The organism is Pseudorhodoferax sp. Leaf267, from assembly GCF_001422405.1.
In the GTDB taxonomy this organism is placed as follows: Bacteria; Pseudomonadota; Gammaproteobacteria; order Burkholderiales; family Burkholderiaceae_C; genus Pseudorhodoferax.
In genome coordinates, this window is sequence record NZ_LMMV01000022.1 from 249,743 (window position 1) to 263,814 (window position 14,072).

Genomic DNA, 14,072 nt, shown 5'->3' on the forward strand with positions numbered 1-14,072 from the left:
GCAACGCGCGCCCTCGGGCTTGCAAGCCGGCTCAGTCGCCCCACGGATCCCGACCCGGTGGGGGTCTTTCGCCAGATGCTTCGAGCACTTGCGCTGTTTGACGGAACGGGTGCCCTGCGCTCGTTTCCAGCCAGGCCACGGCGCGGGCCCACAGCTTGAAGCGATGCGGCCCCAAATCAAAAACGGCGACCTGCTTGTCGTGCAAGGTCCGGCTCACGCGGACCGTCCAGCGTTTCGTGTCCATGTGTCGCTCTCCAGTCATGCACCGTCAGCAAGCGGGCGCTCGGCGCAGCGGCTCGGCAAGTGCCCATGGCGCACCGCGCACAGTCTTGCGGGTGCCGCGGCCGATGGGCACGTCAGCCTGTGGGGTCTGCGGCATGTTTGACATGCCGCAGCGCGACGGGAGCGAACATCCTCAGTTCGATGTTGTGCTGCCTGCAGTACCCGGACTGCAGCCATAGGCGCAAGGGCTTTCGGCCTTTGCTCGCCTTGCAGCCGATGCAGCACAGCACGACGTCGTCGACCGTCGGTTTTTTTCCTGCGTTGAGGCTGTCCCAGGTGGGGAAGGTGCTCCGCAGCCCGCTCGCTTCGCAAAACAGCTTGGCGCAGTAGACACAGCGCGCGTCGCGCGCCAGCACCTCCAGGGCCACGGCCCAGGGCACTTTGCAGCGAATCGCCGAACGGTGCAGTGCACGCAGCATGAGATCGTTCAGAGGCTTTGACATGGCTTTCCAAAGGATCGATTGGCGCAGACGAGGCGTCCGCGATGTCCACGTTGTCGGCTGTGTCCGAAGACGCCGCGTCGACGCCCAAGGCGTCGACGCGGGGTGCTTGCGCTTCGCTCGGACGTCCCTCACGGGCGTTGCAGCGAAGGTCAACCCGCTCGATCGGGTCGCTGGCCAGCAGCATCCAGACGGGCCTGCCCTGCGCCTTGGGGGCCAGCGTGCCTACGCTGGGCACCGGCGCAGTGCGCCCGGCTGTGCAGCGCGTCTCGCACCAGCGGCCTGCACGAGCCGGAACGCGTGGTCAGCTGACCTTGCGCCTGCGTGCCAACCCTGCCAGGCCCACCAAGCCCAAGCCCAGCAAGGCGAGGGAAGATGGCTCCGGGATCTCGATGCGGTCGCTGGTGATCGCCATCAGGAAGTTCACCTGGTTGGCCTGGCCTTCGACCGTGGTGAACCCGATGCACGGCGACGCGGATCCCGTTGCGGCACAGGCTGCCGGGCTGAGCGTTGTCAGACTGGGCGCGGCAAAGAAGCTGAAGAAGTATTGGTCCGCACCAACGGTGAACGAATTGTTCAGCGACCCGTTCAGCACCCAGATGTCGTTGCATGGCGTCGGGCTCGCCACCACGCAGGGGGCCGAATTGGCCGTCTCGGCGAAACGGATCGTGTACGTGGCCACGTACTCCGTGAACGCCGCAGCGCTACCGGTGGGCCGCAGTCCCAGGGTGGCACGAATGGTGGCGCGGGTCAGCGTCGCATAGTCGACATCCAGCACGTTGTTGGAGTGCGTGTACGTGTTGGCCGCCTTGGCGGCGCCGTTCGTTGCGATCGTGCCCGTTTGCGGACTTGCCGTGATGCCGATGCCGCTTCGCCCTGGGCCTGGACCCGCGGCCGGGCAATCGCCCCACGTGATCGATGACGAACTGACGAGCTCGCAGCCATTGGCATTTCCGGGGCCCGCTCCGTTGAACGTCGTTGCGCCCGCAGTGGTCAAGAAAACGCTGGACACGGTGTAGTCCCAGTTGACGATCGGCGCCGCGTGGCTCGCCGAAGCGGCCATGGTCCCCAGGGCCAACACGCCGGTAGCAATGATGATCTTGTTGATTTGCTTCACTTTGTCGCCTCCAAATTGCGATCCAGGCAGTTGCCCGAATCGATCGGTCGTGGACCGATGGGCGCGTCATGCACTTTGTGTGCCTGTATGCGATTAAATAATCGCGACAATAGGTTACGAATTTGGATCAAATCCAAGCGGATGCGTATGTAAGAAAACTCGTCAGTTTCACGTAAGACATGTGTATGAAGTTAACTGACAGATATGCACTCTTGGTAATACAAATCGGAAGGTCGTGGCTTATCGCACAGGGCATTGCGGCGGATTTGTTGCGTTATTTCGCGCGACAGTGCTGGTAGGGAGACGCAAAAATGCAAGCTGACGCATCCACGGATGGTTTTCGTCTGCTAAATGCGCTAATTTGCGGGGCTTTCTCTTCCGTGGATCTGCCAGCGCGTCGTGATGGTTGGTAACCGTCTTCACGATCGGTTGCACGCACGCCGTCTTGACCGATGGCGACCATGCACGCGTATACGCGTGCCCAGCGCGCGCCGCGTCGCGCTCAGCCGTCACCCCAGCATTGCCGCCTGCTGCAAGTGGAAATCCGTCCCCCGCTGCAACTCGACCCCTGCCTGCAGCAACATCGGTTCCTGCCATTGCGCAGCCTCAAGCTGGACTCCGATCGGCATCCCCAGCCCCGTGAACCCGCATGGCACCGACAGCCCGGGAATGCCGGCCAGAGCTCCCGCATAGGTATTCCGCGTCACGGCCCTGGTGGCCTCCAGCAGGTTGTTCCCGTCTTCGATCAGCGGCGCGCCGGCCGGCGTGGTGGGCGACAGCAGCATGTCCACCTGGGCGAACACGCCGCGCAATTGCAGGCGCCAGCGGTTGCGAAAGGCCATGGCTTCGGCGTACTGCACGGCCGTGAAGTCCAGGCCGTTGCGCATGCGCTCGTAGGTGGCGGCGTTGATGGCTTGCGGGTTGTGGGTCAGCTGCTGGTGGAACACGTGGCACACGTCGGCGAAGACCGCGTGCGTCTGGTGGATGTGCGCCTCGCCGGCCAGCGGCAGGTCGACATCGACCAGCACGGCGCCCGCGCGCTCCAGGTGGTGGGCGGCGGCCATCACGGCCTCGCCCACGCCGGCCTCCAGCTGCTCGAAGTAGTGCTGGCGCGGGATGCCGATGCGCCGGCCGGCGATGCCGTCGTTCAGCGTGGTCAGCACGTGCGGCACCGGCAGGTCGACGGTGGTCGGGTCGGCAGCGTCGTAGCCGGCCAACACGGCGAACAGCCGCGCCACGTCGGTCACGCGGCGCGCCAGCGGGCCGACGGAGTCGTTGTGCTCGCTGACCGGCACCACGCCGCGGATCGGGATGCGGCCGTGCGTGGGGCGCAGGCCGGCGACGCCGTTCAGGCTGGCCGGCAGCCGCACCGACCCACCCGTGTCGGTGCCCAGCGAGCCGGTGCACATGCCGGCCGCCACGCTGACGGCCGAGCCGCCGCTGCTGCCGCCGGGGATGCGTTCCGGGTTCCAGGGGTTGCGGCACTGGCCACCCACGGTGCTGAGCGAGCGCGAACCGAAGGCCAGTTCGGCCATGTTGGCGCGGCCCACGATCGTGGCGCCGGCCTTGCGCAGGCGCTCCACCACGGGTGCGTCGGCGGTGGCGATGTTGTCGGCCAGGAAGGACGCGCCGGCCGACGAGGCCTGGCCGGCGATGTCGATGTTGTCTTTCACGGATACGGTCATGCCGTGCAGCAGGCCCAGCCACTCGCCGCGCTCCTGCGCGGCGTCGGCCTGCTGGGCCGCGCCCATGGCACCGGCCTCGTCCAGGCTGATCATGGCCCGCAGCTGCGGGTTGTGGCGGCGGGCCTGCTCCAGTTGCCGGGCCGTGCGTTCGGAATACGTGGTCATGGAGCCTTCTTTCGTTGGGTGAAGCGTTGAGGGGTGGGAACAGGTGGCATCAGCGCCGTACCAGCTGCCGCGTGTGCAGCGACAGCGCGATGCCCGCCATGCACAGCAGCCACAGCACCCACAGCGCGGTGCGGCAGCCACCGATGAAGGCGGCGATGTCGGCGGGCGACGATCGCGAAAGGTGGCCGGCGTAGGCGGCCTGCTGGCTCAAGGGCGACAGCGGGGCGATGGCGATGCTCATGGCCATGGCAGCGCCCACGACCAGGCCGGTGTGCTGCAGCGTGGAGCGCACGGCGTTGGCGATGCCGCGCCGCTGCGGCTGCACGCTGGCCATGATCCCGCTGTTGTTCGACGTGAGGAACAGCCCGCTGCCCAGGCCGATCAGCAGCAGCCCGCCGCCGAGCTGCCAGCGTGCGATGCCGCCCGACAGCAGCACGGCCAGAAGCGCCAGGCCAGCGGCGGTCAGCACCAGCCCTGCGGCCGAGAGCCGCAGCGCCGAGTGGCGGCCCAGCAGGCGCCCGGCCACGGGCGCGGCCACCATCATGCCCAGCGGCACGGGCGCCACGCCCAGGCCGGCCTGGAACGCGTCCAGGCCCTGCACGCCCTGCAGGAACAGCGACATCAGCAGCAGACTGGAGGTCTGCGCCATGCAGATCAGCAGCACGCACACGTAGGCCGTGCCGCGCTCGCGATCGGCGAACAGGTCCGGGTCCACCAGCGGGTGCCGGCGCCGGTGCTGGCTCCACCAGAACGCCAGCAACGCGAGCACCGACACCAGGGCGCCGGCGATCACGTCGCGGCTGCGCCAGCCCTGCGGCCCGCCCATCGACAGCGCGTAGACCATGCTGCCCAGGCCCAGCATGGACAGCAGCGCGCCGAGCCCGTCGAAGCGCTCGACCGGCGCCGGCACGCCGGGGCGCAGCGTGCGGCGCGCCCAGTGCAGCGCCAGCAGGCCCAGCGGCAGGTTCAGCAGGAAGATGGAGCGCCAGCCCGCCGTGCTGACGATCACGCCGCCCAGCACCGGCCCCAGCCCCTGCGCGGCCGCCGAGATCGTGGCGTTCAGCCCCAGGCCGATGCCCAGCAGGCGCGTGGGAAAGGCCTCGGTCAGCAGCGCCGTGGTGTTGGTGATGACCGCGGCGGCGCCCACCGCCTGCAGGCAGCGGAACACCACCAGCATCTGCGGTGTGGTCGCCAGGCCGCACCCCACGCTGGCCAGGGTCAGCACGGCCAGCCCCGCCAGATACAGCCGGCGCTGGCCAAACAGGTCCGACAGCCGGCCGAACACGAGGATCAGCACAGTCAGCACCAGCATGTACGACAGCAGGAACCAGCTCGCCTGCGCCGGGCTGGCGCCCAGGTCGCGCGCCACTTGCGGCAGCGCGACGTTGAGCGTGCTGGCGTTGATGAAACACAGCATGACCCCCAGGGCCGTGACCGACAGCACACGCCAGCCGTAGCGGGCGCGGGCGTCGTCGTCTTCGTCGGGGTGCCAGGCAGGCGCGCCCAGACGCGCTCCCGTGCGCACGCCCGCACTCACGCGGCCAGGCGCGCCAGGGCTGCCGTCAGCATCGCGGGGCGGCGCAGGTGGTGGTCCGTCGCGGCCTGGTAGTGCGCGCCCAGCGCCAGCACGCGCGCGTCTTCCCAGCGCGGCGCCACCAGCTGCATGCCGGCCGGCAGGCCGTTCGCGGCAAAGCCCACGGGCACCGACAGCGCGGGCGTGCCGGCCAATGCCCAGGCATAGGTGAAGCGCGACAGGCCGCGCGTGGTTTCCACCATGCGCGCGGTGTCGATGGCCAGCGGCGCCGTGATGGGGCAGCTCGGTGTGACGATCACGTCGACCCGCGAGAACGCGTCGTCCACCACGCGCAGCCAGCGCTGCTTGAAGCGCAGGGCCTCGGCATAGGCGCGGCTGTCCACGGCCACGCCCTGCTGCAGGCGGCCCAGCACGTCGGCGCCGAAACTGCCGGGCGCGCTCGCCAGGCGCTCGGCGTGCACGGCCGCGGCCTCGGCATGCACCATGGGCATCAGGTGGCTCTGCGCCAGCGCGGCGCCCGGCAGCTCGATGCCGCGCACCACGGCGCCCAGTGCGCGCAGCTGGGCGATGGCGGCGCGCATGAGGCGTTCCACCTCGGGATCCAGGTCCTGCATGCACCAGGCCTCGGGCACGCCGATCCGCAGGCCTTCGATGCCCTGGGCAAAGCGGTGCGCCCAGCTGGCCACGGGCCGGTCCTCGGTCCAGTCGTCGCCCGCGTCGGGCCCGGCGATGACCTCGTAGGCCTGCGCCACCTCGGCGACCGTGCGCGCCAGCGGGCCGATGGTGTCGTAGGCGCCGCTGACCGGGAAGCAGCCGGTGTTCGGCACGCGCCCATGCGTGGGCCGCAGGCCGACCACGCCGTTCAGAGCCGCGGGGATGCGCACCGAGCCGCCCGTGTCGGTGCCCAGCGAGATGTCGCACAGCCCGGCCGCCACGCTCGATCCCGAGCCGCCGCTGGAGCCGCCCGGGATCGCGTCGGCGTTCCACGGGTTGCGGCCCAGGCCGTGGTGCGGGTTTTGCGTGGTGCCGCCGAACGCGAACTCGTGCAGGTTGGCCTTGCCGACCAGGACCGCGCCGGCGCGGCGCAGCCGCTGCACCACGGGCGCGTCGGTGGCGGGCACGTGGTCGCGGAAGAACGCGGAGCCCATCGTCGTGCGCCAGCCGGCGGTGTCGATGTTGTCCTTGATGCTGACCGTCTTGCCGGAAAGCGGGGGCAGGGCGCCCCCGGCGGCGCGGGCGGCAGCGGCGCGCGCCTCGTCCTGCGCCTGGGGGTTGAACGAGATCATGGCGCGCAGGGCCGGGTTCAGGGCCTCGCCCAGGGCGAGCTGTGTGCGCGTGCGGTCGGCGATGGAATCGGTCATGGTGCGATCAGCCGACGCTGATGGGGGTCAGGTCCTGGAACCACGACTGGGCCTGCACGAAACCCTTCACCTTGGGGCTCAGCGCGCGCGGGTTCATGTCGTGCGCGGCGAACAGGAACAGCGCGCGGTCGACCACCTGGCCGTGCACCTGGGACAGAAGCGCATCCTGCTTGGCCGCGCTGGTCTCGGTCTGGATCTGGGCGAAGATCTTGTCCAGCTCGGGGTCGCTGAACTTGCTCCAGTTCACGCCGGCGGGCGACGCCATGTTGGTCTGCAGGATGCGCGCGAACGCGCGGAACGGGTCGAACGGACCCTGCGAGATGTTCAGCGCCATGCAGCCTCGGCAATTGGGCGCGCCCGCGCCGGCCTTCCACGCCTCGATCAGCGCCTGCCACTCGAACACCTCGAACTCCACGTCGATGCCGATCTCGCCCAGGCTCTGCTGGATGAACTCGTTCATGGCCAGCGGCTGCATCTGGCCCGAGCCGCTGGAGGAGATGGCGACCTTGGTCTTGAGCCGGTTCCTGGGGCCGAAGCCGGCCTCGGCCATGAGCTTGCGCGCCGCGTCCGGGTCGTGCGTGAGCTGGAAGGTGGGCTTGCCGTACCAGGGGTGGCCCGCGGGCACGATGCCCTGGCCTTCGACCATCATGCCGCCCAGCAGGGTCTTGAGCGACGCGCGGTCGATGCCCAGGTTGGCTGCCTTGCGCACGCGCACGTCGTTCCACGGCGAGCCGGGCACCTGGGCCAGGAACCAGGTCCAGTTGTGCGGGTAGACATTCGAGATGACCTGGAAGCCCGCCGCGCGCAGCGACGGCACCGTGTCGGGGGCGGGTGCCTCGATGAAGTCGACCTGGCCCGAGCGCAGCGCCGCCACGCGCGCGTTCGCGTCGGGAATGGGCATCAGCACCAACTTGGCCGCCTTGGGGATGCGCGCCTTGTTCCAGTAGGCGTCGTTGCGCACCAGCACCGCGCGCTCGCGCTGGCTGTAGCTCTCCAGCTTCCACGGGCCCGTGCCCACGGCCTTGTTGTTGTAGGCCGACCAGTCCTTGCCGGCCGCTTCCCACGCGCCCCTGTGCACCACGCCCATCCAGGTCAGCGCATAGGGCAGCGTGCCGTCGACCGTGGCCGTCTCGACCCAGAAGCCCAGCGGCCCCTCGGCGCCCCACGCCACCACGCCCGGGATCTGCGGCAGCGCCTGGCTGTAGGCGCGCTGGTCGAACCAGGGCGCGTCGCGCTTGAACGCACGGTCGAAGCTGAACACCAGGTCGTCGGACGTCAGCACGTGGCCGTCGTGGAACTTCACGCCCTCGCGCAGCTTGAAATGCCAGCGCTTGGGGTTGGCCGCGTCGGCATTCCAGGATGTGGCCAGGCAGGGCATCAGGCTGGCGGGCTTGTCGGCGCGCGCCAGGTCCCACGCCACGAGCTGGTCGTACAGCGTGACGTTCATGAAGCGGGCGCCTTCGCCGCCCTGGTCGGGAATGCCATTGCTGGCGGGCACGGCCGCCACGGTCATGCCCACGCGCAGCACGCCGCTGGGCGTCTGCGCGTTGGCAAGGTCCAGGCCCAGCAGCGCGGGGGCCAGGGAGGCTGCGCTGCCCAGCAGCAGGTGGCGACGGCTGATCTCGTTCGACATGCGGGTTCTTTCGGTGAGAGGCGGTTCACAGGAATGCCCGGGGGGCACTGCGCACGACGGTTCGCATCCGCCTCGAAAGTTGTCCATGCAAATTGCAGGCCAGGGAAAACCCTGACGATGCAGTGGACCTAGGTGGCATGGCGGAGGAAACGAGGGATCTATTCGCTCTGATTCAGTGCGTGTGCACCTGAATTGGATGGTGGCGCAACGGGGAGCGCCGACGCTGGGATCCCCAAGTCATCCGTACAAGCGATGCGAGTGCTTCGATTGCCGCTCGGGGTGGTTGATCGCCTGGAACCCGCCATGCGTTGCAATGCAGAGCCAGTCCGGGCGATGGCCTGGCGCGATGGGGGCGTTCAGTCGGAGCGTGTGTCGCCCGTGTCCCAGGCCGGCAGCTGCCACCCGGTCGCCAGGGCCACCCCGCGCAGCAGCAAGGTGGTGCCGGCGCCGGCCAGGAGGCCGAGCCAGTCGTCCATCTGCAGCTGATGCGCCAGCACCACCACCCAGCCGCCCGCGAACGCGCAGACGGCATAGGGCTGGTGGTCGCTGAACGCGCTGGGGATCTCGTTGCACACGATGTCGCGCAGCACGCCGCCGAAGACGGCCGTCATCATGCCCATCAGCACCGCGACCACGGCCGGCATGCCGGCGGCCAGCGCGATCTGCGTGCCGCTGGCGGCGAACAGGCCCAGGCCCAGCGCGTCGGGCCACAGCATGGCGCGCTCGGTGGCCGCGAAATGGCGGCCGCGCATGAACAGCATGGCCAGAACGCCCAGGCCCAGCAGCACCCACAGCCAGCCCGCGTGCTGCACCCAGAAGAAGGGCCGGCGGTCCAGCAGCACGTCGCGCAGCGTGCCGCCGCCGAACGCGGCCAGGCCGGCCACCATGCACACGCCCACGGCGTCGAGCCGCTTGCGCGCCGCTGCCAGCAGGCCCGAGGCCGCGAACGCCACGGTGGCCGCGGCCTCGATGGCGATCTGCGCGTTGGACAGCGTCAGCACGTGGGCGAGGGGCAGGGTGGTCATGGGAGTGGGCAGACGACGAGCGGCCATGGTAAGGCGCCACACGGGGCATTGGCCTACAGAAATCGAACGGTGCCTTGCCACTATGAGGACATGACACACCCCACCATGAAACTCGTGATCGAGGAGCCGCATCCCGGCGCCTATGTCTGGGCTCTGATGGAGACCGACGACCGTGGCAAAACCGTGCGCGTGGCGCAGCGGGCCGAAGAGGCGAGCGACAGCTACGAAGCTGCGCTGGCGACCGGCACGCGCCGTCTGCACGCGGCCTTGCACGCGCAAACGCCCAGTACGGCTTGAGGCTGCTACGGCCCGTGTGTCGACGGGCCGGCAGCGTCGCGGAACTGGCCGGGTGATTGGCCGGTCCAGTTCTTGAACGCGCGCGCAAAACTCTTCTTGTTGCGAAAGCCGACGCGCGCGGCCACCTGCTTGATGGGCTGGCGGGTGCGCAACAGCAGCTCCTGCGCATGCTCGCGCCGGTGCTCGTCCTTGAGGCCCTGCAATGTGGCGCCCTCGTCGCGCAATTGCCGGTGCAGCGTGCGTGCGCTGGTCGCCAGCAGCTGCGCCAGCTCGGACGCGTTGCGCGCGTCCTCCGGCCGCTCGCGCAGCACCTGGCGCACCTGCTGCACCAGCAGCCGGTCGCGCCGCCAGGGCAGCACGATCAGCGGCAGCGCGCGCTGCAGCATCTGGCGCATGGCGCGCTCGTCGCGCCGGATCGGCAACTGCAGGTAGCGCGCGTCGAAGCGCAGCTCGGCCGCGGTGGCGCCGAAGCGCACGCCGCCCGCGGGCTGCTGGAACACCAGGTCCACCGCGGCGCGGTGCGCGGGCGCGGGGTAGGGGAAGGCCACTCCCGCCAGCGGGATGCGCGACTCCACGTACCAGCAGGCCAGCCCGTGCAGGTTGCGCAGCACGTGCAGCAGGCAGAACGCGCGGGCCTGTGCGCTGCTGTGTGCCGCGAGGTCGACCGCTTCCTCGATGCGCACGGTTGCGCTGCCTTGGGCCGTTGCGAGCTGCAGCCGGATGTCGTCTGTCAGCAGGCCATGGTGCCGGCACCAGCGGCGCAGCGCGATGCCCAGCGTGGGGGCGGTCAGCGAGGCCCGTGCCAGCATGCCGTAGCTGCCCCAGGGCAAGCGGCGGCGGAATGCGCCGAGGCCCTCGTCGTCCAGCTCCTGCATGGCGGCGGCCGACAGCGTCTCGAACTGCCGCGCGGTGATGCTGGCCGTTTCGATCTGCAAATCCTGTGGCTGGATTTGTGCGGCGACCAGCGCCGCCGCGCTCGACATGCCACGGCGTGCATAGGCCTCGGCCACGACACGCGCAAAGGCCATGGGCGTGGCGGCCATGCCGTGGGTCGGCGCGATGGTGGGCGTGCTGCGGTGCCGGCTGGCCATGGCCCGCAGTGTGGCATCGTTGGCACCATTTGCAACCGATGCCGGGTGGCGCCAGGCAGCCCTTGGGCTTATGCTGGCGCTCCCCAACAGGAGACAAGCGCGATGCAGACTGCCCCCGCCGCCCTGCGCGACAGCCAGGCCGCCGGCCCCACCGACACGCCCTTGCTGGAGCAGACCCTCGGCGACTTCTTCGACGCCATGGCTGCGCGCCAGCCCGACCACGAGGCCCTGGTCAGCGCGCACCAGCGCCGGCGCTACAGCTATGCGGCCCTGCGCGACGGCGCAAACCAGCTCGCCAGCGCGCTGCTGGGCCTGGGCCTGGCCCCGGGCGATCGCGTGGGCATCTGGTCGCACAACAACGCCGAATGGGTGCTGATGCAATTGGCCACGGCCAAGGTCGGCCTGGTGCTGGTCAACATCAACCCGGCCTACCGCGTGTCGGAGCTCGAGTACGCGCTGAACAAGGTGGGCTGCCAGGCGCTGGTCACCATGGCACGCTTCAAGACCAGCGACTACCTGGGCATGCTGCGCGAGCTGGCGCCCGAGCTGCCCAGCGCAACAGGCCCGCTGCAGGCCGCGCGGCTGCCCGCGTTGCGCCACGTGGTGTGGATCGACGCGCCCGAGGACCGGGGCGAGCAGGCCGGCATGCAGCGCTTCAGCACGCTGCTGGCCAGCGGCGACGCGGCCGACCCGCGCATCGCGGCCATCGCGGCCACGCTGCAAGCCACCGACCCGATCAACATCCAGTTCACGAGCGGCACCACGGGCTTCCCCAAGGGCGCGACGCTGACGCACCGCAACATCCTGAACAACGGCTTCTTCATCGGCGAGTGCATGCGGCTCACGCCGGCTGACCGGCTGTGCATTCCCGTGCCGCTGTACCACTGCTTCGGCATGGTGCTGGGCAACCTGGCCTGCCTCACACATGGCGCGACCATCGTCTACCCCAACGACGGCTTCGACCCGCTCACCGTGCTACAGACCGTGCAGGACGAGCGCTGCACCGGCCTGCACGGCGTGCCCACCATGTTCATCGCCGAGCTGGACCACCCGCGCTTTGCCGAGTTCGACCTGTCCAGCCTGCGCACCGGCATCATGGCCGGCTCGCCATGCCCGGTGGAGGTCATGAAGCGCGTGGTCGAGCAGATGCACCTGCGTGAGATCACGATCGCCTACGGCATGACCGAGACCAGCCCCGTGAGCTGCCAGAGCAGCACCGACACGCCGCTGCAAAAGCGCGTGTCCACGGTCGGCCAGGTGCAGCCGCACCTGGAAGTGAAGATCGTCGCGCCCGAGGGCAGTGCCGTCGTGCCCATCGGCCAGCGTGGCGAGCTGTGCACGCGCGGCTACTCGGTCATGCACGGCTACTGGGGCGACCCGGCCAAGACGGCCGAGGCCATCGATGCCGAGGGCTGGATGCACACAGGCGACCTGGCGACCATGGACACCGAGGGCTACGTGAACATCGTCGGCCGCATCAAGGACATGGTGATCCGCGGCGGCGAGAACCTGTACCCGCGTGAGATCGAGGAATTCCTGTACCGCCACCCCGGCGTGCAGGACGTGCAGGTGGTCGGCGTGCCCGATGCGAAGTACGGCGAAGAGTTGTGCGCATGGGTCATCGCCAAGCCCGGCGTGGCAGTGGACGAGCAGGCGCTGCGCGACTTCTGCAAGGGCCAGATCGCGCACTACAAGGTGCCGCGCTACATGCGCTTCGTGCAGGCGTTCCCGATGACGGTGACGGGCAAGGTGCAGAAGTTCCGCATGCGCGAACAGATGGTGTCTGAACTGGGACTGAAGGAAGAAGGTACGGCATGAGTGTTCTGCAAACCAAGCTCAACGCCCGCGCGGCGGATTTCGCTGCCAACGCCGCCGCGCTGCGTGCGGCCGTGGACGACCTGCGCGAGAAGATCGCCCAGGCCGCGGCCGGCGGTGGCGAGGCCGCGCGCGCCAAGCACACCGGCCGCGGCAAGCTGCTGCCGCGTGACCGCGTGCAGATGCTGCTGGACCCGGGCACGCCCTTCCTCGAACTGTCGCCGCTGGCGGCGCTGGCCATGTACCCAGACCGCGACGGCAGCGACAGCGCGCCCTGCGCCGGCATCATCACCGGCATCGGCCGCGTGAGCGGCGTGGACTGCCTGATCGTGTGCAACGACGCCACGGTGAAGGGCGGTACCTACTACCCGATCACCGTGAAGAAGCACGTGCGCGCGCAGGAGATCGCGGCGCAGAACAACCTGCCCTGCATCTACCTCGTGGACAGCGGCGGCGCCAACCTGCCGAACCAGGACGAGGTCTTCCCCGACCGCGACCACTTCGGCCGCATCTTCTACAACCAGGCCAACCTCAGCGCACAGGGCATCGCGCAGATCGCGGTGGTGATGGGCTCGTGCACGGCCGGCGGCGCCTACGTGCCGGCCATGAGCGACGAGTCCATCATCGTGAAGGAGCAGGGCACCATCTTCCTGGCCGGCCCGCCGCTGGTGAAGGCCGCCACTGGCGAGGTCGTCAGCGCCGAAGACCTGGGCGGCGGCGACGTGCACACGCGCCTGTCGGGCGTGGCCGACCACCTGGCGCAGAACGACGCGCATGCGCTGGCCCTGGCGCGCCAGGCCGTGGCCGGCCTGAACCGCCGCAAGGCGCCCGAGATGGCGCTGCGCGAGAGCCGCCCGCCGCGCTACGCGGCCGAAGAGCTGTACGGCGTGATCCCCGCCGACACGCGCAAGCCCTACGACGTGCGCGAGGTCATCGCGCGGATCGTGGACGACAGCGAATTCGCCGAGTTCAAGGCCCGCTTCGGCACCACGCTGGTCTGCGGCTTTGCCCACATCGAAGGCATGCCGGTGGGCATCGTCGCCAACCAGGGCGTGCTGTTCTCCGAGGCCGCGCAGAAGGGCGCGCACTTCATCGAGCTGTGCGGGCAGCGCAAGATTCCGCTGGTGTTCCTGCAGAACATCACCGGCTTCATGGTCGGCAAGCGCTACGAGAACGAAGGCATCGCGCGCCACGGCGCCAAGATGGTCACGGCCGTGGCCACGGTCAACGTGCCCAAGTTCACGGTGGTCATCGGCGGCAGCTTCGGTGCGGGCAACTACGGCATGTGCGGCCGGGCCTACTCGCCGCGCTTCCTGTGGATGTGGCCCAACGCACGCATCAGCGTGATGGGCGGCGAGCAGGCCGCCAGCGTGCTGGCCACCGTGCGGCGCGACGGCATCGAGGCCAGGGGCGGCCAGTGGAGCGCCGAGGAAGAGGAGGCCTTCCGCGCCCCCATCCGCGCGCAGTACGAGCACCAGGGCCACCCCTACTACGCCACGGCCCGGCTATGGGACGACGGCGTGATCGACCCGGCCGACACGCGCCGCGTGCTGGCGCTGGGCCTGTCGGCCTCGCTGAACGCGCCGATCCCCGAGCCGAAGTTCGGCGTGTTCCGGATGTAAGGAGA

At 69.6% G+C, this 14,072-nt stretch carries 12 protein-coding genes; 3 read left to right on the forward strand and 9 right to left on the reverse strand.

The genetic code is table 11. The features are described from left to right. Positions 1-31 precede the first annotated feature (31 nt). From ASF43_RS30915 to ASF43_RS21045, 8 genes are all read right to left on the reverse strand, one after another. On the reverse strand, positions 32-244 hold the full coding sequence (locus tag ASF43_RS30915) for a hypothetical protein (protein ID WP_156373452.1): 213 nt from the start codon (positions 242-244) through the stop codon (positions 32-34). A gap of 112 nt (positions 245-356) precedes the next feature. After that, a complete protein-coding gene (locus ASF43_RS21015) occupies positions 357-725 on the reverse strand; it encodes an HNH endonuclease (RefSeq protein ID WP_156373453.1) in 369 nt (122 codons plus the stop codon). A gap of 301 nt (positions 726-1,026) precedes the next feature. After that, the gene (locus ASF43_RS21020; RefSeq protein WP_056185122.1) at positions 1,027-1,839 is read right to left on the reverse strand and encodes a THxN family PEP-CTERM protein; all 813 of its coding nucleotides are present in this window, start codon (positions 1,837-1,839) and stop codon (positions 1,027-1,029) included. A 509-nt stretch (positions 1,840-2,348) separates the two neighbouring features. Beyond that, positions 2,349-3,689, reverse strand: coding sequence for an amidase (locus tag ASF43_RS21025; protein WP_056185124.1), 1,341 nt, complete (start codon positions 3,687-3,689; stop codon positions 2,349-2,351). A gap of 49 nt (positions 3,690-3,738) precedes the next feature. Continuing rightward, positions 3,739-5,214, reverse strand: coding sequence for a DHA2 family efflux MFS transporter permease subunit (locus ASF43_RS21030; RefSeq protein WP_235578323.1), 1,476 nt, complete (start codon positions 5,212-5,214; stop codon positions 3,739-3,741). Positions 5,215-5,222: 8 nt separating this feature from the next. Then, positions 5,223-6,584 (reverse strand): amidase, encoded by a 1,362-nt coding sequence (locus tag ASF43_RS21035; RefSeq protein WP_056185130.1) that lies wholly within the window; start codon positions 6,582-6,584, stop codon positions 5,223-5,225. Between the two features lie 7 nt (positions 6,585-6,591). Next, on the reverse strand, positions 6,592-8,217 hold the full coding sequence (locus tag ASF43_RS21040) for an ABC transporter substrate-binding protein (RefSeq protein WP_056185133.1): 1,626 nt from the start codon (positions 8,215-8,217) through the stop codon (positions 6,592-6,594). Between the two features lie 356 nt (positions 8,218-8,573). After that, positions 8,574-9,242: a trimeric intracellular cation channel family protein gene (locus ASF43_RS21045; protein ID WP_056185136.1), complete on the reverse strand. Its 669-nt coding sequence runs from the start codon at positions 9,240-9,242 to the stop codon at positions 8,574-8,576. A 90-nt stretch (positions 9,243-9,332) separates the two neighbouring features. Between ASF43_RS21045 and ASF43_RS21050 the strand changes: the two genes are divergently transcribed. Next, complete coding sequence (locus tag ASF43_RS21050) at positions 9,333-9,539, forward strand: hypothetical protein (RefSeq protein WP_056185139.1); 207 nt, start codon at positions 9,333-9,335, stop codon at positions 9,537-9,539. Between the two features lie 5 nt (positions 9,540-9,544). Here the strand turns inward: ASF43_RS21050 and ASF43_RS21055 are convergent, their stop codons facing one another. Further along, a complete protein-coding gene (locus tag ASF43_RS21055; protein ID WP_056185142.1) occupies positions 9,545-10,630 on the reverse strand; it encodes an AraC family transcriptional regulator in 1,086 nt (361 codons plus the stop codon). Positions 10,631-10,732: 102 nt separating this feature from the next. Between ASF43_RS21055 and ASF43_RS21060 the strand changes: the two genes are divergently transcribed. Together ASF43_RS21060 and ASF43_RS21065 are read left to right on the forward strand one after the other, a co-directional pair. Continuing rightward, on the forward strand, positions 10,733-12,448 hold the full coding sequence (locus ASF43_RS21060) for an AMP-binding protein (RefSeq protein WP_056185144.1): 1,716 nt from the start codon (positions 10,733-10,735) through the stop codon (positions 12,446-12,448). After that, complete coding sequence (locus ASF43_RS21065) at positions 12,445-14,067, forward strand: carboxyl transferase domain-containing protein (protein WP_056185147.1); 1,623 nt, start codon at positions 12,445-12,447, stop codon at positions 14,065-14,067. Before ASF43_RS21060 ends, ASF43_RS21065 begins: the two co-directional genes overlap by 4 nt. The last annotated feature ends 5 nt before the right edge of the window (positions 14,068-14,072 follow it).